Here is a 19,500-nt window from a genome sequence, read left to right as displayed (position 1 = left end):
CCGATGAAATTTCCGACCCTGCTCTGCACCGCCGCCCTGATCGCGCTGTCCGCCTGCGGCGGTTCGGGCGACAAAGCCGATTCGCCGCCGAAGAGCGAGGCGGCGGCGAAGACGCCCGAATGGAAGGACGACGGCATGGTGGCGCGCGACGGCGACGCCGCCGACGCCGACGATGTGGCGCGGCCCGAGATGCAGTTGCAGGTCGTGCTCGACCGCCTCGGCTTCTCGCCGGGCGTCGTCGACGGCAAGCTGGGGCTGTCGACCACCAATGCGCTGAAGGGGTTTCAGGAAGCGAAAGGACTGACCGTCAGCGGCGAATGGGACGCGGCGACCAAGGCGGCGCTGGCCGACAGCGCGAAGATTCCGGCGACCCGCGCGGTGACCGTCCCGGCGAGTTACGTCGAGGCCGCTTTCGCGCCGCTGCCCGAAAAGGCGGCAGAACAATCGAAGCTGGCGAGCATGGGCTATGAGTCGGTGCTCGAAAAGCTCGCCGAGCGGTTTCACACGACGCCCGATGTGCTGCGCGCATTGAATCCCGACCTCGCTGGCTCGGCGCCCGCTGCGGGCGAAGCGACGGCCGCGCCGGCACCCGTCGCCGCGGGGACGAAATTGAGGGTGCCGAACGTTGGCGCCGATCAGATCGTTGCCGCCGATATCGATAACGCAGACTGGCTGGCGACGCTGTCGTCGCTCGGCGTCGGGAGCGGCCAGCCGCAGGCCGACCGGATCGAGGTGTCGAAGAAGGGCGGAACGATGAAGGTCTTCGACGCGGGCGGCAAGCTGATCGCGCTGTTCACCGTGACCACCGGCTCGGCGCACGATCCGCTGCCGATTGGCAAGTGGAAGGTGAAGGGGGTCGGCCGCAACCCCGATTACGCCTTCGATCCGGCGCTGCTGCGCGGTGTTGCCGCGAGCGAGGGCAAGCATCGCCTGCCGCCGGGGCCGAACAATCCGGTCGGGGTGGTGTGGATCGACCTGAACAAGGAGCATTACGGCCTTCACGGCACGCCCGAGCCGCAGAATATCGGGCGCACCGAAAGCAACGGCTGCGTGCGCCTGACCAACTGGGATGCGGCGCGGCTGGCGCAGATGGTGTCGGTCGGCACCAAGGTCGACTTCGTCGCCTGATGCGCTGGCAGGCTGCCACCAAATTGGTGCTGTGGACGGCGACCGTCACCGCGATCCTGACGTCGATCTATTGGGTCACGGCCTATGACCTGTTGGATGCGCCTTCGGCCGAGCCGAAGCGGGTGAGCGGGGCGACGCTCGATGCCGCTGCGCCGGTCGGCAAAGACAAGGCGGTCGGCATTCCGGTCGCGGGGATTCGCGCCTCCGAGCTGATCGATAGCTGGAGCCAGAGCCGGTCGGAGGGGCGGTTGCACGCCGCGATCGACATCCCTGCGCCGGCGGGAACGCCGGTTCTCGCCGCCATGGACGGCACGATCGAAAAGCTTTTCGCCTCCGGCCGCGGCGGGCGGACGATCTACCAGCGGTCGGCCGACGGGACGCTGATGCTCTATTACGCGCATCTGCAAGGCTATCGCCGCGGGCTTGCGGAGGGGCAGGCGGTGCGGCGCGGGCAGGTGATCGCGACGGTCGGCGCCAGCGGCAACGCCGATCCGGCGGTGCCGCACCTGCATTTCCAGATGATGCGGACGACGCCCGGCGCCGACTGGAATGCCGGCGAGCCGGTCAATCCCTATCCGCTGCTGACCGGTCTGCGCCCCGCGCCCTAGCGCGCGGCGGGCGCGGCGCCGTCCTTGCGGTCGTCTTCGTTCGAGGGCTGCGGTTTGCGCCAGCCGAACAGGCCGGCGGCGAGCACGGGGCGCAACGGCTTGCGCGGCCTCTTGTCGTTGCGATCGGCGAGATGGATGTGTGTCATGTCGATGGAATCGCAGCTTTTCATCCGACTGGATTGGATCGATGCGTCAAAACGGCATCGCTTCGTCGCCTTTTCGCTTGCGTCGGGCGCGGGGCCCCGCAAGACAGCGGACGGGGAGATAACCGATGACCGAAGCCAGCAAGCCGACAACGGGAATGCGCGAACTGACGCTGCGCGCGATCGTGCTCGGCGGCATATTGACGCTGATGTTCACCGCGGCGAATGTCTATCTGGGGCTGAAGGTCGGGCTGACCTTTGCAACCTCGATTCCCGCCGCGGTCATTTCGATGGCGCTGCTGCGCTTCATGACCGGGGCGACGATCCTCGAGAATAATATCGTCCAGACGATCGCCAGCGCGGCGGGGACGCTGGCAGCGATCATCTTCGTGCTGCCGGGGCTGGTCATGGTCGGTTACTGGCAAGGCTTTCCGCTGCTCGAGACGACCGCGATCACGATGCTCGGCGGCATCCTCGGTGTGCTCTTCTCGGTCCCGCTGCGCCGCGCGCTCGTCGTCGATGCCGACCTGCCTTATCCCGAAGGCCGCGCCGCCGCCGAAGTGCTGCAGGTCGGTGCCGCGAGCGCCGAGGGGGCAGCGGAGAACAAGGCCGGACTGTCGGCCCTGCTGTGGAACAGCCTCGTCGCGGCCGGATTTACCTTGCTGACGCAGATGAAGGTCGCGGCGGGCGAAGTGTCGAAATGGTTTTCGGTCAGTGCCGGCGCGACGGGCGTTGCGGGCGGACTGGGTTTCGCGCTGGTCGGCGTCGGCCATCTGGTGGGCCTTTCCGTCGGTATGGCGCAGCTCGTCGGACTGATTACCGGCTGGTGGGTGCTGCTGCCGATCCTGACGCAAGGCGGAAGCGGCGACGCCGAAACGCTGGCGAATACGGTGTTCCGCTCCGACGTCCGTTTTTTCGGCGCCGGGGTGATCGCGGTGGCGGCGATCTGGACGCTGATCAAGATCGCCGGCCCGGTGATCGGCGGGATTCGCTCCGCCATGGCCGCAAGCAAGGCGCGCCACGCCGGTACCGTGCTCGCGGTCGGCGAACAGGACATCCCGATCGGCTGGGTGTTCGGCGGCTCGCTCCTCGTACTTGTCCCGATCGCCTGGCTGCTCTGGTCGATTCTTGCCGGCGGACCGCTCGCCGGTTCGGCGGCGATCCTTGTCGCCGGCGCGCTGGTCTTCGTCGTGGTGATCGGCCTGATGATCGCTTCGGTCACCGGCTATATGGCGGGGCTGATCGGCGCGTCGAACTCGCCGGTGTCGGGCATCGGCATCCTCGCTATCATCGCCTCGTCGTTGCTGCTCGTCGGGCTTCTCGGGCGCGGCGGCGGTGAGGAAGCGAGCGCGGCGATGGTCGCCTATGCGCTGATCGTCACCGGCGTCGTGTTCGGCATCGCGACGATCTCGAACGACAATCTGCAGGACCTCAAAACCGGCCAGCTCGTCGGTGCAACGCCGTGGAAACAGCAGGTCGCGCTGATCATCGGCGTCTTTTTCGGCTCGCTCGTCGTGCCGCCGGTGCTCAACGTCCTCAACGAGACGCTGGGCTTCGTCGGTGTGCCCGGGGCAGGGCCCAATGCCCTCGCGGCGCCGCAGGCGGGGCTGATTTCGTCGTTGGCAAAGGGCGTGCTCGGCGGCGATCTCAACTGGACGATGCTCGGCTACGGCGCGCTGGCGGGTGTCGGTTTTATCCTTGTCGACGAATTGCTGGGCCGCGCGGGCAAGCTGCGGCTGCCGCCGCTGGCGATCGGGATCGGCATCTATCTGCCGATGGCGGTTATCCTGCCCGTGGTGGTCGGCGCCGTGCTGGGCTGGTTCTATGACCGCTGGGCCGCAGGCCGCGCCAATCCCGGCTTTGCGCATCGTATGGGCGTATTGACCGCGACGGGCCTGATCGTCGGCGAAAGCCTGTTCGGCGTCTTTTATGCCGGCCTCGTCTACGCGACCGACAGCGACGCGCCGCTGGCGGTGGTCGGCGACGGTTTCCACATCCCGTCGATCTTCGTCGGCCTTGGCCTGTTCGCGGGGCTGATCGCGCTCAGCTATGCGCGGACGCGCAAGGCGGTCACGACGACGGTGTAACCACGCACCGCTTGCCCTTCGACGCCGGCGCGGCTAAAGGCGCGCTCCTGTGACCGGCATGCGGATGCGTGCCGGCGGCTCTTTCCATCCTTGTGTAGCGAGTGTGCGCGATGAAAATCACCGGCGTTGAAATCCGTCCCGGCAATATTATCGAATATGAAGGCGGCATCTGGAAGGTCACCAAGATCCAGCACACCCAGCCGGGCAAGGGCGGCGCCTATATGCAGGTCGAAGCCAAGAACCTGATCGACGGACGCAAGCTCAACAACCGTTTCCGCAGCGCCGACACGGTGGAAAAGGTCCGCCTCGACACCAAGGATTTCCAGTTCCTCTATGCCGAGGGCGACGATCTGGTGTTCATGGACAAGGACAGCTTCGAACAGATCAACATCGGCAAGGATGTCGTCGGCGAGGCGCACGAGTTCCTGCAGGACGGCATGGACGTCGTGCTCGAGCTTTGGGAAGAACGCCCGATTTCGGTCGAACTCCCCGAAACGATCGAAGCGACGATCGTCGAGGCCGATGCGGTGGTGAAGGGCCAGACGGCGTCATCGTCGTACAAGCCCGCGATCCTCGACAATGGCGTGCGCGTGATGGTGCCGCCGCACATCACCAGCGGGACCAAGATCGTCGTGCATGTGTACGACCGCGAATATGTTCGCCGCGCCGACTAACTGAAATCACCGCCCGCAATTCGGGCGGGTGGAGATTTGACATGGCCGTATCGGGCATCATCACCGTCATGGAACGTGCCGCGCGCAAGGCGGGTACGAAGCTGCGCCGCGATTTCGGCGAGATCGAGCATTTGCAAGTCTCGCAAAAGGGTCCGGCGGATTTCGTATCGAAAGCCGATCAGGCCGCCGAGCGTACGCTTTACGACGAACTGACCCGCGACCGCCCGGGCTGGGGCTTCGTGCTCGAAGAGGGCGGGGTGATCGAGGGCGAGCCGGGCAAACCGCGCTTCATCATCGATCCGCTCGACGGCACGTCGAACTTCCTGCACGCCATTCCGCATTTCGCGATCTCGATCGCGGTGCAGGAACCGAAGCCCGGCGGCGGCTGGGGCGATGTCACCTCGGCGCTGATCTACCAGCCGGTGACCGATGAAAGCTATTGGGCCGAGCGCGGCCGCGGCGCCTGGCTGCACGACCGCCGCCTGCGCGTGTCGTCGCGCCGCCACCTCAACGAATGCCTGATCGCCACCGGCATCCCCTATATGGGCCATGGCAATATGGCGCAGTGGAGCCGCATTTTCGGTGCGGTCGCCCCCGAGGTTGCGGGCATCCGCCGTTTCGGCGCCGCCAGCCTCGACCTCGCATGGGTCGCGGCGGGCCGCTATGACGGCTTCTGGGAAAGCGACCTTCAGGTCTGGGACGTCGCGGCGGGCATGTTGCTGGTGCGCGAAGCCGGCGGTTTCGTCAGCGATTATCGCGGCGGCGACCGTGCGATCGAGCGCAGCGAATATATCGCCGGCAGCGGCGCCGTGCACTCGAAGCTGCAGAAACTGGTCGCGGGCGCGCTCCGCAACGCCTGACCTATTCGTAGATGGATTCGGAAAAGACCGACATCAACTCGTCCCACAGGTCGACATTGTCGAGGAACAGCGCCTTCGACATGCCGCCCGCGGCGAAGTTGAAATCCATCCGCAGTCCGGCATCGCCGTTGCTTTCGATCACGCCGCGCCCGTACCGGCGATCGAGATTGAACTGGTTCATCTTGTCGACGGTCGCATTGCTGCCGCTGTAAAGCGTGTGGAATTGCAGCGAACTGCACTTCAATCCGTCGGTGCAGCCATAGAAGTAGATGGTGAATTTCGCGCCATCACCGAACTGCGTCTGCAGGACCGGATTGTTTTCGTCGTCCTTTTCCTGCGTCACCGGCATGCTGCGGCCTTTCAACGCGGCGGTGATCGAGGCGGGGTCGGCGAGTATCGTCTGCGCACCGGCGGGCACGGCGGCGAAAAGCGCGGCCGAAAGGGCAAGCGCGGACAGGCGTTTGATCGATGACATGCAATTTCCCCCGACGGCGCGACCCGATCGACGCCAGCCCTATCGCAGCCAGGGCATGTTGACCAGCGTCATCCGGGGGCCCGCCGGGAGCGGCGGATCGACCTATTTTTCGAAAACAAACTCGCGGAAGCTGTCCATCAGCGATGCCCAGGTGTTGAGGCTTTCGCCGACATTCTCGCGCGGGATGCCGGCGAAGTCGAGATCGACGTCCATTTCGAGCACCGGATCGCCTTCATCGTCCTTGTAGGCGCGGGCAAAGCGCTTGTCCTTGTTCCACTGGTTGAGCCGGGTCAGCGCGAGGTCCTTCGCGTCGTTGAAGCCCATATAATATTGGATCGTCTTGCACCGTTTGTTGTCGGTGCAGTTCATGAAGATCACCAAGAACTTCATGTCGTTGCGGCTGCTTTCGATATAGGGATCGTCGCCGTCCTTCTGGATCAGCGTTGCGGGCCAGCCCTGCGACTCGAGGATCGTCTTGATCGTCGCCGGGTTCTGGGCGTTGACCAGTTCCGCCTGCGCCGGAGTCGCCGCGATCACGCTTGCTGCGCCCAGTGCCAGTGCCGTCCGCAAGATATGTTTTTGCATGAAAACTCCCCATTCGAAGCCGGGCGCTGGTTGCCCGGAAGGCCGACCCCTGCGGAAGGCGTAACACAGCGATAGCGCCCGCCGCCACCCGCTCCTGTGCTTTTGATCATAATGATGCGAATTTCGCGCCCGCAGCGCTTGCGAGGTGCGACTTGCTGGCCTAAAGCGCCCCGCAAGAACGGCGCCACAAGAGCGTCAGCAACACAGGACTGCGCGCCCCCATGGTCGACCTGACGCAATATTTGCCGATCCTGATCTTTCTGGCCATTGCGGTCGGATTGTCGGCGGCCTTCGTTTTTCTGCCGATGGGCGTCGCCCGTCTGACCGGTGCGCACCAGCCCGATCCGGCGAAGCTCACCGAATATGAATGCGGTTTCCCCGCGTTCGAGGATGCGCGCAGCCAGTTCGACGTGCGCTTCTATCTTGTCGCGATCCTCTTCATCATCTTCGACCTTGAAGCGGCCTTCCTCTTCCCGTGGGCGGTTAGCCTCGAGGAGATCGGCTGGGCCGGTTGGGCCACGATGATGATTTTCCTCGCCGAACTCACGCTCGGCCTTGTGTACGCGTGGAAAAAAGGCGCGTTGGATTGGGAATGAGCACTTCCAGCATCATCATGCCCGGCCAGATGCCGGTTGCGCCCGGTACGAACCCGGACCAGAACTTCTTCGACGACCTCAATAGCGAAGTCGGCGACAAGGGCTTTCTCGTCACCTCGACCGAGGAACTGTTCAACTGGGCGCGGACCGGTTCGCTGTGGTGGATGACCTTCGGCCTCGCGTGCTGCGCGGTCGAGATGATCCACGTCAACATGCCGCGCTATGACATGGAGCGCTTCGGCGCCGCGCCGCGCGCCAGCCCGCGTCAGTCGGACGTGATGATCGTCGCGGGGACGCTGTGCAACAAGATGGCGCCGGCGCTCCGCCGGGTTTACGACCAGATGTCGAACCCGAAGTACGTCATTTCGATGGGTAGCTGCGCCAATGGCGGCGGCTATTATCACTACAGCTATTCGGTGGTGCGCGGCTGCGATCGCATCGTGCCCGTGGACATCTATGTCCCCGGCTGCCCGCCGACCGCCGAGGCGCTGCTGTACGGCGTGATGCAGTTGCAGCGGAAGATCCGCCGCACCGGGACGATCGAACGCTGATGGCCAGTCCCGCTCCCCTGATCGCGCCCCGCGACGGCATTGGCGCTGCGCTCGCAAAGCTGCTCGGCACCGATCTGATCGAGCATGTCTTCACGGTCGGCGAGGACAGCATCACGGTGCGCCGCGAAGCGGTGGCCGGCGTGATGATCGCGCTGCGCGACAATCTCGAATATCAGTCGCTGATGGAAATCGCCGGGGTCGACTATCCCGATCGCGCCGAGCGCTTCGAGGTCGTCTATCACCTGCTCAGCGTGACGAAGAATCACCGTCTGCGCGTGCGCGTCTGCACCGACGAGGCGACGCCGGTGCCGAGCATCGTGCCGGTCTGGCCGGTCGCCGGCTGGCTCGAACGCGAAGTGTTCGACATGTACGGCGTGCTGTTCGCGGGCAACCCCGACCTCCGCCGCATCCTGACCGACTATGGTTTCCAGGGGCATCCGCAGCGCAAGGACTTCCCGCTCACCGGTTATATCGAACTCCGGTACAGCGAAGAGGACAAGCGCGTCGTCTATGAGCCGGTGAAGCTGGCGCAGGATTTCCGCAATTTCGACTTCCTGAGCCCGTGGGAGGGCGCCGACTATGTGCTGCCCGGCGACGAAAAGGCCGGCGGCACCGGCGAAGCGCCGGGCAAGGGCGCGCCGACGCCGATGACCGCCGCCGAAGTCAAGAAGGCCGACGACAAGGCGAAAGCGCCGCCGCCGCCGACCCCGAAGACGACCGAAAAGCCGGCCGATACCGGGGCAGGGGCGAAGACCAACCTGAAGGCCGCCAAGACGAGCCGCGACGGCGCGAAGGCAAAGCCGGCGACCAAGGCCGCCAAAACGCCCGCGACCGCCAAGGCCGAGAAAGCGCCCGCCAAGCCGCGCGCGCCGCGCAAGCCCAAGACGGGAGGTGACGCATGACCGACTCTCCTTATGTGAAGCACCACGGCAGCGACATGTTCGAGGGCTATCCGGTCGATACGGCGGATACCGCCGGCGATCAGGTCGTCACCAACTACACGATCAACTTCGGCCCGCAGCATCCTGCGGCGCACGGCGTGCTGCGCATGGTGATGGAGCTCGACGGCGAGATCATCGAGCGCGTCGACCCGCACGTCGGGCTGCTGCATCGCGGCACCGAAAAGCTGATCGAGTACAAGACCTATCTGCAGGCTTTGCCCTATTTCGACCGGCTCGACTATTGCTCGCCGCTCGGGATGGAGCATAGCTATGTGCTTGCGATCGAGAAGCTGCTCGACCTCGAAGTCCCCGATCGCGCGCAATATCTGCGGACCTTGTTCGCCGAGCTGACGCGCATCTGCAACCATATGCTCAACATCGGGTCGCACGTCATGGATGTCGGTGCGATGACCCCGAACCTGTGGGTGTTCGAGCTGCGCGAGGATTGCCTCAACTTCTTCGAGCGCGCTTCGGGCGCGCGGATGCACAGCGCCTATTTTCGTCCGGGCGGCGTCCATCAGGATGTGCCCGAAAAGCTGCTCTACGACATCGGCGAATGGTGCGAAAAGCGGCTGCCGAAGCTGTTCGGCGACGCGATGAGCCTTGTCATCGACAACCGCATCTTCAAGCAGCGCAATGTCGATATCGCGACGGTGAGCAAGGAAGACGCGCTGGCCTGGGGCTTCTCCGGCCCGATGATCCGCGGCAGCGGTATCGCGTGGGATTTGCGCAAGTCGCAGCCCTATGACGCCTATGCCAAGATGAACTTCGACATTCCCGTCGGCACGCGCGGCGACTGCTACGACCGCTTCATGGTCCGCGTGCAGGAAGTCTATCAGTCGGCGCGCATCATCCTGCAATGCATCAACGAGATGCCGGCCGGTCCGATCGCCAGCCTCGACCGCAAAGTCGTGCCGCCGAAGCGCGGCGAGATGAAGCAGTCGATGGAATCGCTGATCCATCACTTCAAACTCTATACCGAGGGCTTCCACGTCCCGGCGGGCGAGGTTTATGTCGCGACCGAAAGCCCCAAGGGCGAGTTCGGCGTCTATCTGGTCAGCGACGGCACCAACAAGCCGTACCGCTGCAAGATCCGCCCGACGGCCTTTTCGCACCTGCAGGCGATGGACATGATGTCGAAGGGCCACATGCTCGCCGACACCACCGCCATCATCGGCGCGATCGACGTCGTGTTCGGGGAGTGCGACCGGTGAGCAGGCTGGCAATCGCCGAGACGATGATCGCGCATTACAATGCGCAGGATGCCGACGCCTATGTCGCGCTGATGACCGACGACGCGGCCGAAGCTGGCTATCGCGGCGCGGTCGTTCGCGACGGCAAGGAAGGCGTGCGCGAGGGGCTGAAGGCGATGTTCGCCGAATTTCCTCAGAACCGCGCCGATATCCTGTCGGGTTACACGCTGGGCGACTTCGTCGTCCTGCATGAAAAGGTCGCCCGCTCGCCGGAGGCCGACCCGTTCGAGGTCATGTCGATCTATAGTTTTGAAGGCGACAAGGTGTCGCGTGTGGAGTTTGTCCGCTGATGGCCGATACCTCCAAATATCTTAGATGGGCCGCCGTTGGCTTTGTCTTCTTCTGGGCGATGCAATGGGCGTTCGGCGTCCGCGAACCCGGAGCCAATGAAGCGGCCCGGTGGATTATCGGCGCCGGTAAAGTGCTGGCTATGCTGGCCGTAGTGGGATTGGCCGGGCGTCTGCTCTATTTGAAATGGGCAGGCCGTAAAACGGAATCAGGTAATTTGCATGGCTGACGCACCCCAAATCCCCGATGAAGCCGAAGTCCGCGCGCGCTGGGGCGCCTTTGCGTGGACGGCGGAGAATGCCGAGAAGGCGAAGGCGGTCATCGCCCGCTATCCCGCGGGACGCCAGCGCTCGGCGGTGATGCCGCTGCTCGATCTCGCGCAGCGGCAGGTCGGCGCCGAGACGCAGACGCAGGGCTGGCTGCCCGTGCCGGTGATCGAATATGTCGCGGCAGGCCTCGATATGCCTTATATCCGCGCTTACGAAGTCGCGACCTTCTATACCATGTACAACCTCGTCCCCGTCGGCCGCTATCATGTGCAGGTCTGCGGTACGACGCCGTGCCTGCTGCGCGGGTCGGACGATGTGATGGCGGCGTGCAAGAACCGCGGCATGGTCAAGGGCAAGACGACGCCCGACGGCCTGTTCACGCTGACCGAGGTCGAGTGCATGGGCACCTGCACCAACGCGCCGATGGTCCAGATCAACGACGACAATTACGAGGACCTCGATTTCGACAGCATGTCGCGCATCCTCGACGATCTCGCGGCGGGCAAGCAGCCCAAGACCGGCCCCCAGAACCCGAAGCGTCACACGAGCGAGCCCGAAGGCGGCCCGACGACGCTGAAGGAAATGGTCAAGGCCAACCATGATTACCGGAAGGACTGGTAATGGCGGTCTGGATCGCGCTGGGCGCCGCCTTCATGGGGGTCGCCGTCATATTTATCGCTGTCTTTGCCGCACGGCAGGCCGGCAAGGGAAAGGGTGAGTAGACGCCATGCTTGCCGACAAGGATCGCATCTTCACCAATCTTTACGGCTTCCAGCCGTGGAACCTCAAATCCGCGCAGGCGCGCGGCGATTGGGACAAGACGAAAGACCTGATGAAGCGCGGCCAGGACGCGATCATCGAGGAGATCAAGGCATCGGGCCTGCGCGGCCGCGGCGGTGCGGGCTTCCCGACCGGGCTCAAGTGGAGCTTCATGCCGAAGGAGCCGCGCGCCGACCGCCCGAGTTTCCTCGTCATCAACGCCGACGAATCCGAACCGGGATCGTGCAAGGACCGCGAAATCATCCGCCACGATCCGCATAAGCTGATCGAAGGCGCGCTGATCGCGGGCTATGCGATGCGCGCGCGCGCGGCGTACATCTATATCCGCGGCGAGTTCATCCGCGAGGCCGAGACGCTCTTCGCTGCGGTGCAGGAGGCGTATGACGCCGGCCTGCTCGGCAAGAATGCGGCGAAATCGGGTTACGACTTCGATGTCTTCGTCCACCGCGGCGCCGGCGCGTACATCTGCGGCGAAGAGACCGCGATGATCGAAAGCCTCGAAGGCAAGAAGGGGCAGCCGCGCCTGAAACCGCCGTTCCCCGCGGGTGCGGGCCTCTATGGCTGCCCGACGACGGTGAACAACGTGGAATCGATCGCGGTCGTCCCGACGATCCTGCGCCGCGGCGCGCCGTGGTTCGCTTCCTTCGGGCGCGAAAACAATAAGGGCACCAAGCTCTTCCAGATCTCGGGCCATGTCGAGCGCCCGTGCGTCGTCGAGGAAGAGATGGGGATCACCTTCCGCGAATTGATCGACAAGCATTGCGGCGGCATCCGCGGCGGCTGGGACAATCTGCTCGCGGTGATCCCCGGCGGGTCGTCGGTACCGCTCGTCCCCGCGGCCGAAATCATGGACGCGCCGATGGACTTCGACGGGCTGAAAGCCGTCGGTTCGGGGCTCGGCACCGCCGCCGCGATCGTCATGGACAAGTCGACCGACGTCGTCCAGGCGATCAGCCGCATCAGCTATTTCTACAAGCATGAAAGCTGCGGCCAGTGCACGCCGTGCCGCGAAGGCACCGGCTGGATGTGGCGCGTGATGGAGCGGCTGCGCACCGGCGACGCCGACATCAGCGAGATCGATACGCTGTTCGACGTCACCAAGCAGGTCGAAGGCCACACCATCTGCGCGCTCGGCGACGCCGCGGCGTGGCCGATCCAAGGCCTGATCAAGCATTTCCGCCCCGAAATCGAACGCCGCATTCGCGAGAATGGCGGCGCGCTGGAGGCGGCGGAGTGAGGCATTTTGCAACAGCGCTTTTCACGGTTGCCTGTGTTGTGGCTGCTACGGCCGCTCAAGCTTGCGTTCCAGTCAGCGCGAAGGCTCGAGCGTGGGCGCAGTGCAGCTACAAGGTCGCGTCGGAAACGGGTGACCACGGGTTTTTGCTGAACTTTGCGAAGGCAAAGGCTAACCGGAAAGCTCTGCTTCCGACGGCCAAACCTCGCTGGGCCAAGCTTGAACGGCGGATAATTGCTGCCTGCGACAGCTATGAAAAGGCTGCCGCCGCTGATCAGAAAAGTGGGGGCAGGGGCTATGTCCCCGACGATCAGTTTGAAGCTATCAACGACACAAGCGACATTGATAAACTGGTGAAAAAAAATGCCTAAAGTCACCGTAGATGGCGTAGAACTCGACGTCCCGCAGGGCGCAACCGTCTTGCAGGCGTGCGAGATGGCCGGGAAGGAAATCCCGCGCTTCTGTTACCACGAACGCCTGTCGATCGCCGGCAATTGCCGCATGTGCCTCGTCGAGGTCGCGCCGGGGCCGCCGAAGCCGCAGGCATCGTGCGCGCTGCCGACCGCCGAGGGGCAGATCATCAAGACCGACAGCCCGATGGTGAAAAAGGCCCGCGAGGGCGTGATGGAGTTCCTGCTCATCAACCACCCGCTCGACTGCCCGATCTGCGATCAGGGCGGCGAATGCGACCTGCAGGATCAGTCGGTCGCCTATGGCCGCGGCGCGACGCGCTATGACGAGAACAAGCGTGCGGTCACCGAGAAATATATGGGTCCGATCGTCAAGACGGTGATGACCCGCTGTATCCAGTGCACGCGCTGCGTTCGCTTTGCGGAGGAAGTCGCGGGCGTGGAAGACATCGGCGCGATCTATCGCGGCGAGAATATGCAGATCACGTCGTATCTCGAACGCGCGGTGGCGAGCGAGCTATCGGGCAATGTCGTCGACCTGTGCCCGGTCGGTGCGCTGACCAGCAAGCCTTATGCCTTCGAAGCGCGGCCGTGGGAACTGACCAAGACGCTGGGCATCGACATGATGGATGCGGTCGGCACCAATGTGCGCATCGACGCGCGCGGCCGTCAGGTGCTGCGCGTCCTGCCGCGCGTCAACGACGACGTGAACGAGGAATGGGCGAGCGACAAGACGCGCCACCATGTCGACGGGCTGATCCGCCGCCGCCTCGACCGGCCTTATGTCCGCAAGGGCGGTCAGCTTGTCGAAGCGAGCTGGGCCGAGGCGTTCGACGCGATCAAGGCGGTGAATGCCGGTTCGTCGGTCGCCGCGATTGCCGGCGACCTCGCCGATTGCGAGACGATGTTTGCGGCGAAGGCGCTGGTGACCGCACTTGGCGGCAATCTGCTCGAAGGGCGTCAGACCGGGCTCGATTACGACGTCACCAGCCTGTCGGCGGTCAATTTCAACACCGGGATCGCCGAGGCTGAAAATGCCGATGTGATCCTGCTCGTCGGCACGAACCTGCGCTGGGAAGCGCCGCTGATCAACACCCGCATCCGCAAGGCGGTGTGGAAGAAGGGCGCCAAGGTCTTCGCGATCGGCCCCGGAACCGATCTCACCTACAAGACCGAATGGCTCGGCGACGACGCGTCGCTTGTTGCGAAGCTGCCGAAGCATGTCACCGACGCGCTCAAGGGCGCCGAGCGGCCGATGCTGATCTTCGGCGGCGGCGCGCTGTCGGTGCCCGGCGTTCATGGCGCGGGCCTTGCGCTCGCCAAGACGGTCGATGCGGTCAAGGACGGCTGGAACGGCTACAATGTCGTCCATTTCTCGGCCGCGCGCATGGGTTCGCTCATGCTCGGCTACGGCCTGCCCGGCGGCATCAAGGACGTGATCGCGGCGAAGCCGAAGCTCGCTTTCTTCCTCGGCGCCGACGAGGTCGATTTCGCGGCGCTGCCCGGCACGTTCAAGGTTTATGTCGGCCACCACGGCGACAAGGGCGCCCATGCCGCCGACGTCATCCTGCCGGCTGCCGCGTGGACCGAAAAGGACTTTACGACGGTCAACACCGAAGGCCGCGTCCAGCGCAGCGAAAAGGCGGTGTTCGCGCCGGGCGACGCGCGCGAGGACTGGAGTATTTTCCGGGCGCTTGCCGATGCGCTCGGCGTGTCGGTCGGCTTCGACAGTTTTGCCGAATGCCGCGCGGCGATGATCGCTGCGGTGCCGGCGCTGGGCGTCGAAGGGCTTGCCGGTTACGGCTGGACGGTGCCCAAGCTGCCCGCCAAGCCCGAGGCGCGCGCGATCCCGTCGCCGATCAAGGATTTCTACCTCACCAACGCCATCTGCCGCGCGTCGCCGACGATGCAGCGCTGCTCGGACGAACTGCTCCACGGCGGCGATTATGCGGAGGCCGCAGAATGACCGCCGCACATGCGATCGCCAGCGTCCTGCTGGCCGGGATGGGCTATTCGGTGTGGCGCGGTTTCAATCCGCCTCGGTCGAAGAAACCCGGGCCGCATAACAATTGGCGGAATCAGGACGGAGCGGGCCGATGACCGAATTCTTCCAGGGCCTTGGCATGTCCTATGAATGGGCATGGGGCGTCGCGACGATTTGCGGCATCCTGCTCATCGCGCTGCCGCTGATGCTCGCGGTCGCGATGATCATCTATGCCGACCGCAAGATCTGGGCGGCGATCGCGCTGCGCCGCGGTCCGAACGTCGTCGGCCCCTTCGGCCTGCTGCAGAGCTTTGCCGACGGGCTGAAGGTGTTCCTGCAGGAAACGATCATCCCGAGTTCGGCGAACCGGGGTCTGTTCCTGATCGCGCCGATTATCACCTTCACGGTCGCGCTGCTTGCGTGGGCGGTGATCCCGTTCAATTCGGGCGCGGTGCTCGCCGACATCAACGTCGGGCTGCTCTACATCCTCGCGGTGTCGTCGCTCGGCGTGTACGGCGTGATCCTGTCGGGCTGGGCGTCGAACTCGAAATATCCCTTCTTTTCGGCCCTTCGCGCTTCGGCGCAGATGATCAGCTATGAAGTCTCGATCGGGTTCATCCTGATCGGCGTCGTGCTGTTTGCCGACAGCTTCAACATGAACGAGATCGTCAAGGCGCAGCAGGGGCACGGGCTCGGCTTCGTCAACGCCTTCGGCTTCAACCTGCTGCTCTTCCCGCTCGCGGTGATGTTCCTCATCTCGGCGCTCGCCGAGACCGCGCGCGCGCCGTTCGACCTGACCGAAGCGGAATCGGAGCTCGTCGCGGGCTATCAGACCGAATATTCGTCGATGAGCTTCGCGCTCTTCTGGCTCGGCGAATATGCCAACGTCCTGCTGATGTGCACGCTCAACGCGGTGCTGTTCTGGGGTGGCTGGCTGCCGCCGGTCGACTGGGCGCCGCTCTATGCCGTTCCCGGCATCATCTGGCTGTTCGCGAAGATCCTGTTCTTCTTCTTCGTCTTCAGCTGGGTCAAGGCGACCGTCCCGCGTTACCGCTATGACCAGCTGATGCGGCTGGGCTGGAAAATCTTCCTGCCGATTTCGCTTCTCTGGATCTTCCTGATCTCCGGCTATCTGATGCTGACGAGGTATTCATGAGTTACGTCGCCCATCTCGTAAAAAGCTTCACGCTGTGGGAGTTTGTGAAGGCGCATGCCCTCACGCTGAAATATTTCTTCAAGCCGAAGGCGACGATCAATTATCCGTTCGAGAAGAACCCGCTGTCGCCGCGCTTCCGCGGCGAGCATGCGCTGCGCCGTTATCCGAACGGCGAGGAACGCTGCATCGCGTGCAAGCTGTGCGAAGCGGTGTGCCCGGCGCAGGCGATCACGATCGAGGCCGAGCCGCGCGACGACGGTTCGCGCCGCACGACGCGCTACGACATCGACATGACCAAATGCATCTATTGCGGCTTCTGCCAGGAAGCGTGCCCGGTCGATGCGGTGGTCGAGGGGCCGAACTTCGAATTCGCGACCGAAACGCGCGAGGAGCTGCTCTATGACAAGGCCAAGCTGCTCGCCAACGGCGACAAATGGGAACGCGCGATTGCGGCGAATCTTGCCGCCGACGCGCCCTATCGATAAGGGCGCGCGCACATGATCCAGCTCTTTGCCTTCTATCTTTTTGCGACCATCGTCATCGCCTCGGCGGCGATGGTGATTTTCGCGCGCAACCCGGTCCACAGCGTCATGTGGCTGATCCTCGCCTTCTTCAACGCGGCGGGTCTGATGCTGCTGGCGGGCGCCGAGTTCATCGCGATGCTGCTCGTCATCGTCTATGTCGGCGCCGTCGCGGTGCTGTTCCTGTTCGTCGTGATGATGCTGAACATCGATTTCGCCGAACTGCGCGCCGGTTTCGTGCGCTATCTGCCGCTCGGCGCGCTGGTCGCGATCATCCTTGCGGCGGAGCTGGTCTTCGCAGTCGGCGCCTGGCAGGCGGGCGGGGTCGACCTGGCTGCACGTGTGGCGCCCGTCGTCAGCGACAAGAGCAATATCCAGCAGATCGGCGAACTGCTCTATACGCGCTATATCTTCCTGTTCGAGGCGGCGGGCATCGTTCTCCTCGTTGCGATGATCGGCGCGATCGTGCTGACGCATCGGACCCGCGGGGGAGTGCGTATCCAGAATGTCTCGGCGCAGAACCGGCGCCGTCCCGAGGATGCGACGCGCCTTGTCGATCCGGGCACCGGGCAGGGGGTTGAGCTGTGATTTCGGTCGGCCATTATCTCGCCGTTTCGGCGGTGCTGTTCACGCTCGGCGTGCTCGGCATCTTCATCAACCGCAAGAATATCATCGTCATCCTGATGGCGATCGAGCTCATCCTGCTGGCGGTGAACATCAACCTCGTCGCGTTCAGCGCGGCGCTGGGCGATCTCGTCGGGCAGGTGTTCTCGATGTTCGTGCTGACCGTGGCTGCAGGTGAAGCGGCGATCGGTCTTGCCATTCTCGTTATCTATTTCCGCGGCCGCGGCACCATTGCCGTCGACGATGCCAACCGGATGAAGGGGTAAGCCGGTGATCCAGGCGATCGTTTTCCTGCCGCTGCTCGCGGCGCTCGTCGCAGGGCTCGGCCAGCGGGTCATCGGCCCGTTCGCGTCGAAAATCGTTACCACGGGCGCGCTGTTCATCAGTTGTGCGCTTAGCTGGCCGATCTTCTTGTCCTTCGTGGCGGGAACGGGCGAAGCCGGGGTGACGCCGGTGCTGCACTGGGTGTCGTCGGGCGCGCTGCAGTTCAACTGGGAACTCCGCGTCGACACGCTGACTTCGGTGATGCTCGTCGTGATCACGACGGTGTCGGCGCTCGTCCACCTGTATAGCTGGAGCTATATGGAGGAAGACCCGGACCAGCCGCGCTTCTTCGCCTATCTCTCGCTCTTCACCTTCGCGATGCTGATGCTCGTGACCGCGAACAACCTCGTCCAGATGTTCTTCGGCTGGGAAGGCGTCGGTCTCGCGTCCTACCTGCTCATCGGCTTCTGGTACAAGAAGCCGAGCGCCAATGCCGCGGCGATCAAGGCATTCGTCGTCAACCGCGTCGGCGACCTTGGCTTCATGCTCGGCATCTTCGGCACTTTCCTGGTGTTCGGCACAGTGTCGATCCCCGAGATTCTGGCCGCTGCGCCGGGCATGGCGGGCAGCACCATCACTTTCATGGGGATGCGCCTCGACACGATGACGATCCTCTGTCTGCTGCTGTTCGTCGGCGCGATGGGCAAGTCGGCGCAGCTCGGCCTCCACACCTGGCTTCCCGACGCGATGGAGGGCCCGACCCCGGTGTCGGCGCTGATCCACGCCGCGACGATGGTCACTGCGGGCGTCTTCATGGTCTGCCGCCTGTCGCCGATGTTCGAGACCGCGCCGATCGCACTCGGCGTCGTCACCTTCGTCGGCGCCGCGACCTGCCTGTTCGCCGCGACGGTCGGCACGACGCAGTGGGACATCAAGCGCGTCATCGCCTATTCGACCTGTTCGCAGCTCGGTTATATGTTCTTCGCCGCGGGCGTCGGCGCTTATGGCGCGGCGATGTTCCACCTGTTCACGCACGCCTTCTTCAAGGCGCTGCTGTTCCTCGGTGCGGGCTCGGTCATCCATTCGATGCACCATGAGCAGGACATGCGCTATTACGGCGGCCTCAGAAAGCATATCCCGATCACCTTCTGGGCGATGATGGCGGGCACGCTGGCAATCACCGGCGTCGGCATCGCGGGCGTCGCGGGCTTTGCCGGCTTCCACTCGAAGGACGGCATCCTCGAGGCGGCGTTCGCTGCCGGCGGCGGCGGTCAGATCGCTTTCTGGGTCGGTATCTTCGCGGCGCTGCTCACCAGCTTCTATTCGTGGCGGCTCGTTTTCCTGACCTTCTACGGCAAGCCGCGCTGGGAGCAGAGCGAGCATATCCAGCACGCGGTGCATGACGACCATGGTCACGGCCATGGCGACCACGGTCATGCGGCGCACGAGGATCACCACCATGATGCGCATTCGGGCGACGGCACGGCGGGTTATCACCCGCACGAAAGCCCGTTCCCGATGCTGATCCCGTTGATCGTCCTGTCGATCGGCGCCGTGTTCGCGGGCTTCGTCTTTGCGCACCCGTTCATCTATCCCGAGGAAGGCCTTGCCTTCTGGAAGGGCAGCATCGCGTTCGACGAGCATCTGATGCACGCCGCGCACGAGGTGCCGACCTGGGTCAAATGGACGCCGTTTACGGTGATGGCGATCGGCCTGTTCCTCGCGTGGAACAGCTATATCCGCAACACCAGCCTGCCGGGGCGCTTCGTGGCGCAGTTCAAGCTGCTGCACCAGTTCCTGTACAACAAATGGTATTTCGACGAGCTCTATAACTTCCTCTTCGTGAAGCCCGCCTTCGCGATCGGCCGCTTCTTCTGGAAGCGCGGGGATGAAGGCACCATCGACCGCTTCGGTCCCGATGGCGCCGCGGCGCTTGTGCAAGGGGGGACCCGGCTCGCGGTCCGGCTGCAATCGGGTTATGTTTATGGATATGCGTTCGTGATGCTGCTCGGTCTTGTCGGCCTCGCCAGCTGGGCCATGGTGAATTTCCTGTGAGCGGCGGTCTTCCC

The 19,500-nt window shown here is 64.3% G+C and carries 23 protein-coding genes; 20 read left to right on the top strand and 3 right to left on the bottom strand.

The genetic code is table 11. The features are described 5' to 3' along the window. Positions 1–3 precede the first annotated feature (3 nt). Both V6U71_RS10395 and V6U71_RS10390 read left to right on the top strand, forming a co-directional pair. Positions 4–1,128, top strand: a complete 1,125-nt coding sequence (locus V6U71_RS10395; protein WP_411342166.1) for a L,D-transpeptidase family protein — start codon at positions 4–6, stop codon at positions 1,126–1,128. Continuing rightward, a complete protein-coding gene (locus V6U71_RS10390; protein WP_411342165.1) occupies positions 1,128–1,736 on the top strand; it encodes a M23 family metallopeptidase in 609 nt (202 codons plus the stop codon). Before V6U71_RS10395 ends, V6U71_RS10390 begins: the two co-directional genes overlap by 1 nt. On the opposite strand, the gene V6U71_RS10385 is transcribed toward V6U71_RS10390, so the two are convergent. Beyond that, positions 1,733–1,882 carry a hypothetical protein gene (locus V6U71_RS10385; RefSeq protein WP_411342164.1) on the bottom strand — a complete coding sequence of 50 codons (150 nt, stop codon included), beginning with the start codon at positions 1,880–1,882 and terminating at the stop codon, positions 1,733–1,735. The genes V6U71_RS10390 and V6U71_RS10385 overlap by 4 nt on opposite strands. Before the next feature lie 125 nt (positions 1,883–2,007). On the opposite strand from V6U71_RS10385, the gene V6U71_RS10380 reads away from it, so the two are divergent. The 3 genes from V6U71_RS10380 to V6U71_RS10370 all read left to right on the top strand — a co-directional run bounded on the left by V6U71_RS10380 (position 2,008) and on the right by V6U71_RS10370 (position 5,500). Next, positions 2,008–3,966, top strand: coding sequence for an OPT family oligopeptide transporter (locus V6U71_RS10380; RefSeq protein ID WP_411342163.1), 1,959 nt, complete (start codon positions 2,008–2,010; stop codon positions 3,964–3,966). A gap of 110 nt (positions 3,967–4,076) precedes the next feature. Beyond that, positions 4,077–4,640 (top strand): elongation factor P, encoded by a 564-nt coding sequence (efp, locus tag V6U71_RS10375; RefSeq protein WP_192645519.1) that lies wholly within the window; start codon positions 4,077–4,079, stop codon positions 4,638–4,640. Between the two features lie 41 nt (positions 4,641–4,681). Further along, positions 4,682–5,500 carry an inositol monophosphatase family protein gene (locus tag V6U71_RS10370; protein WP_054587900.1) on the top strand — a complete coding sequence of 273 codons (819 nt, stop codon included), beginning with the start codon at positions 4,682–4,684 and terminating at the stop codon, positions 5,498–5,500. Between the two features lies 1 nt (position 5,501). Here the strand turns inward: V6U71_RS10370 and V6U71_RS10365 are convergent, their stop codons facing one another. Then, positions 5,502–5,975, bottom strand: coding sequence for a YbjN domain-containing protein (locus V6U71_RS10365; protein WP_411342162.1), 474 nt, complete (start codon positions 5,973–5,975; stop codon positions 5,502–5,504). 102 nt (positions 5,976–6,077) lie between these two features. After that, positions 6,078–6,560, bottom strand: a complete 483-nt coding sequence (locus tag V6U71_RS10360; protein ID WP_411342161.1) for a YbjN domain-containing protein — start codon at positions 6,558–6,560, stop codon at positions 6,078–6,080. Positions 6,561–6,781: 221 nt separating this feature from the next. Between V6U71_RS10360 and V6U71_RS10355 the strand changes: the two genes are divergently transcribed. From V6U71_RS10355 to nuoL, 15 genes are all read left to right on the top strand, one after another. After that, the gene (locus tag V6U71_RS10355) at positions 6,782–7,156 is read left to right on the top strand and encodes an NADH-quinone oxidoreductase subunit A (protein ID WP_054587898.1); all 375 of its coding nucleotides are present in this window, start codon (positions 6,782–6,784) and stop codon (positions 7,154–7,156) included. Further along, positions 7,153–7,707 (top strand): NuoB/complex I 20 kDa subunit family protein, encoded by a 555-nt coding sequence (locus V6U71_RS10350; RefSeq protein ID WP_411342160.1) that lies wholly within the window; start codon positions 7,153–7,155, stop codon positions 7,705–7,707. Before V6U71_RS10355 ends, V6U71_RS10350 begins: the two co-directional genes overlap by 4 nt. Then, positions 7,707–8,609 (top strand): NADH-quinone oxidoreductase subunit C, encoded by a 903-nt coding sequence (locus V6U71_RS10345; protein WP_411342159.1) that lies wholly within the window; start codon positions 7,707–7,709, stop codon positions 8,607–8,609. The genes V6U71_RS10350 and V6U71_RS10345 overlap by 1 nt, the downstream gene beginning before the upstream one ends. A 35-nt stretch (positions 8,610–8,644) precedes the next feature. Beyond that, a complete protein-coding gene (locus V6U71_RS10340; RefSeq protein ID WP_173585685.1) occupies positions 8,645–9,862 on the top strand; it encodes an NADH-quinone oxidoreductase subunit D in 1,218 nt (405 codons plus the stop codon). A gap of 23 nt (positions 9,863–9,885) precedes the next feature. Beyond that, positions 9,886–10,191 (top strand): nuclear transport factor 2 family protein, encoded by a 306-nt coding sequence (locus tag V6U71_RS10335; protein ID WP_054733273.1) that lies wholly within the window; start codon positions 9,886–9,888, stop codon positions 10,189–10,191. Further along, positions 10,191–10,418, top strand: coding sequence for a hypothetical protein (locus V6U71_RS10330; RefSeq protein ID WP_411342158.1), 228 nt, complete (start codon positions 10,191–10,193; stop codon positions 10,416–10,418). The genes V6U71_RS10335 and V6U71_RS10330 overlap by 1 nt, the downstream gene beginning before the upstream one ends. Beyond that, complete coding sequence (locus tag V6U71_RS10325) at positions 10,411–11,079, top strand: complex I 24 kDa subunit family protein (protein WP_411342157.1); 669 nt, start codon at positions 10,411–10,413, stop codon at positions 11,077–11,079. The genes V6U71_RS10330 and V6U71_RS10325 overlap by 8 nt, the downstream gene beginning before the upstream one ends. A 106-nt stretch (positions 11,080–11,185) precedes the next feature. After that, a complete protein-coding gene (nuoF, locus tag V6U71_RS10320) occupies positions 11,186–12,475 on the top strand; it encodes an NADH-quinone oxidoreductase subunit NuoF (RefSeq protein WP_411342156.1) in 1,290 nt (429 codons plus the stop codon). Then, positions 12,472–12,843, top strand: a complete 372-nt coding sequence (locus V6U71_RS10315; RefSeq protein WP_411342155.1) for a hypothetical protein — start codon at positions 12,472–12,474, stop codon at positions 12,841–12,843. The genes nuoF and V6U71_RS10315 overlap by 4 nt, the downstream gene beginning before the upstream one ends. Next, positions 12,836–14,848, top strand: a complete 2,013-nt coding sequence (gene nuoG, locus V6U71_RS10310; RefSeq protein WP_411342154.1) for an NADH-quinone oxidoreductase subunit NuoG — start codon at positions 12,836–12,838, stop codon at positions 14,846–14,848. The genes V6U71_RS10315 and nuoG overlap by 8 nt, the downstream gene beginning before the upstream one ends. 130 nt (positions 14,849–14,978) lie before the next feature. Further along, on the top strand, positions 14,979–16,022 hold the full coding sequence (nuoH, locus tag V6U71_RS10305; RefSeq protein ID WP_411342153.1) for an NADH-quinone oxidoreductase subunit NuoH: 1,044 nt from the start codon (positions 14,979–14,981) through the stop codon (positions 16,020–16,022). Beyond that, entirely contained in the window at positions 16,019–16,507 is a 489-nt protein-coding gene (nuoI, locus tag V6U71_RS10300) for an NADH-quinone oxidoreductase subunit NuoI (protein WP_054587889.1), read from the top strand. Before nuoH ends, nuoI begins: the two co-directional genes overlap by 4 nt. Positions 16,508–16,519: 12 nt before the next feature. Further along, a complete protein-coding gene (locus tag V6U71_RS10295) occupies positions 16,520–17,131 on the top strand; it encodes an NADH-quinone oxidoreductase subunit J (RefSeq protein ID WP_411342152.1) in 612 nt (203 codons plus the stop codon). Beyond that, the gene (gene nuoK / locus V6U71_RS10290) at positions 17,128–17,433 is read left to right on the top strand and encodes an NADH-quinone oxidoreductase subunit NuoK (protein WP_003051614.1); all 306 of its coding nucleotides are present in this window, start codon (positions 17,128–17,130) and stop codon (positions 17,431–17,433) included. Before V6U71_RS10295 ends, nuoK begins: the two co-directional genes overlap by 4 nt. Positions 17,434–17,437: 4 nt before the next feature. Then, complete coding sequence (nuoL, locus tag V6U71_RS10285; protein WP_411342151.1) at positions 17,438–19,486, top strand: NADH-quinone oxidoreductase subunit L; 2,049 nt, start codon at positions 17,438–17,440, stop codon at positions 19,484–19,486. Positions 19,487–19,500: the final 14 nt, after the last annotated feature.

This window comes from Sphingopyxis sp. J-6 (genome assembly GCF_046603995.1).
GTDB lineage: Bacteria > Pseudomonadota > Alphaproteobacteria > Sphingomonadales > Sphingomonadaceae > Sphingopyxis.
The sequence above is the reverse complement of the archived record's forward strand: the minus strand, read 5'-3'. Positions and strand labels throughout refer to the sequence as shown.

Bases quoted from the DNA above. Each gene is read 5' to 3' on its own strand.
- V6U71_RS10340 (WP_173585685.1), top strand. From the start codon at position 8,645: ATGTTCGAGGGCTATCCGGTCGATACGGCGGATACCGCCGGCGATCAG.
- V6U71_RS10325 (WP_411342157.1), top strand. From the start codon at position 10,411: ATGGCTGACGCACCCCAAATCCCCGATGAAGCCGAAGTCCGCGCGCGC.
- V6U71_RS10345 (WP_411342159.1), top strand. From the start codon at position 7,707: ATGGCCAGTCCCGCTCCCCTGATCGCGCCCCGCGACGGCATTGGCGCT.
- V6U71_RS10360 (WP_411342161.1), bottom strand. From the start codon at position 6,560: ATGCAAAAACATATCTTGCGGACGGCACTGGCACTGGGCGCAGCAAGC.
- nuoF (WP_411342156.1), top strand. From the start codon at position 11,186: ATGCTTGCCGACAAGGATCGCATCTTCACCAATCTTTACGGCTTCCAG.
- V6U71_RS10365 (WP_411342162.1), bottom strand. From the start codon at position 5,975: ATGTCATCGATCAAACGCCTGTCCGCGCTTGCCCTTTCGGCCGCGCTT.
- V6U71_RS10350 (WP_411342160.1), top strand. From the start codon at position 7,153: ATGAGCACTTCCAGCATCATCATGCCCGGCCAGATGCCGGTTGCGCCC.
- nuoH (WP_411342153.1), top strand. From the start codon at position 14,979: ATGACCGAATTCTTCCAGGGCCTTGGCATGTCCTATGAATGGGCATGG.
- V6U71_RS10355 (WP_054587898.1), top strand. From the start codon at position 6,782: ATGGTCGACCTGACGCAATATTTGCCGATCCTGATCTTTCTGGCCATT.
- nuoG (WP_411342154.1), top strand. From the start codon at position 12,836: ATGCCTAAAGTCACCGTAGATGGCGTAGAACTCGACGTCCCGCAGGGC.
- V6U71_RS10390 (WP_411342165.1), top strand. From the start codon at position 1,128: ATGCGCTGGCAGGCTGCCACCAAATTGGTGCTGTGGACGGCGACCGTC.
- V6U71_RS10395 (WP_411342166.1), top strand. From the start codon at position 4: ATGAAATTTCCGACCCTGCTCTGCACCGCCGCCCTGATCGCGCTGTCC.
- V6U71_RS10385 (WP_411342164.1), bottom strand. From the start codon at position 1,882: ATGACACACATCCATCTCGCCGATCGCAACGACAAGAGGCCGCGCAAG.
- V6U71_RS10335 (WP_054733273.1), top strand. From the start codon at position 9,886: ATGATCGCGCATTACAATGCGCAGGATGCCGACGCCTATGTCGCGCTG.
- V6U71_RS10370 (WP_054587900.1), top strand. From the start codon at position 4,682: ATGGCCGTATCGGGCATCATCACCGTCATGGAACGTGCCGCGCGCAAG.
- nuoI (WP_054587889.1), top strand. From the start codon at position 16,019: ATGAGTTACGTCGCCCATCTCGTAAAAAGCTTCACGCTGTGGGAGTTT.
- V6U71_RS10380 (WP_411342163.1), top strand. From the start codon at position 2,008: ATGACCGAAGCCAGCAAGCCGACAACGGGAATGCGCGAACTGACGCTG.
- efp (WP_192645519.1), top strand. From the start codon at position 4,077: ATGAAAATCACCGGCGTTGAAATCCGTCCCGGCAATATTATCGAATAT.
- V6U71_RS10330 (WP_411342158.1), top strand. From the start codon at position 10,191: ATGGCCGATACCTCCAAATATCTTAGATGGGCCGCCGTTGGCTTTGTC.
- V6U71_RS10295 (WP_411342152.1), top strand. From the start codon at position 16,520: ATGATCCAGCTCTTTGCCTTCTATCTTTTTGCGACCATCGTCATCGCC.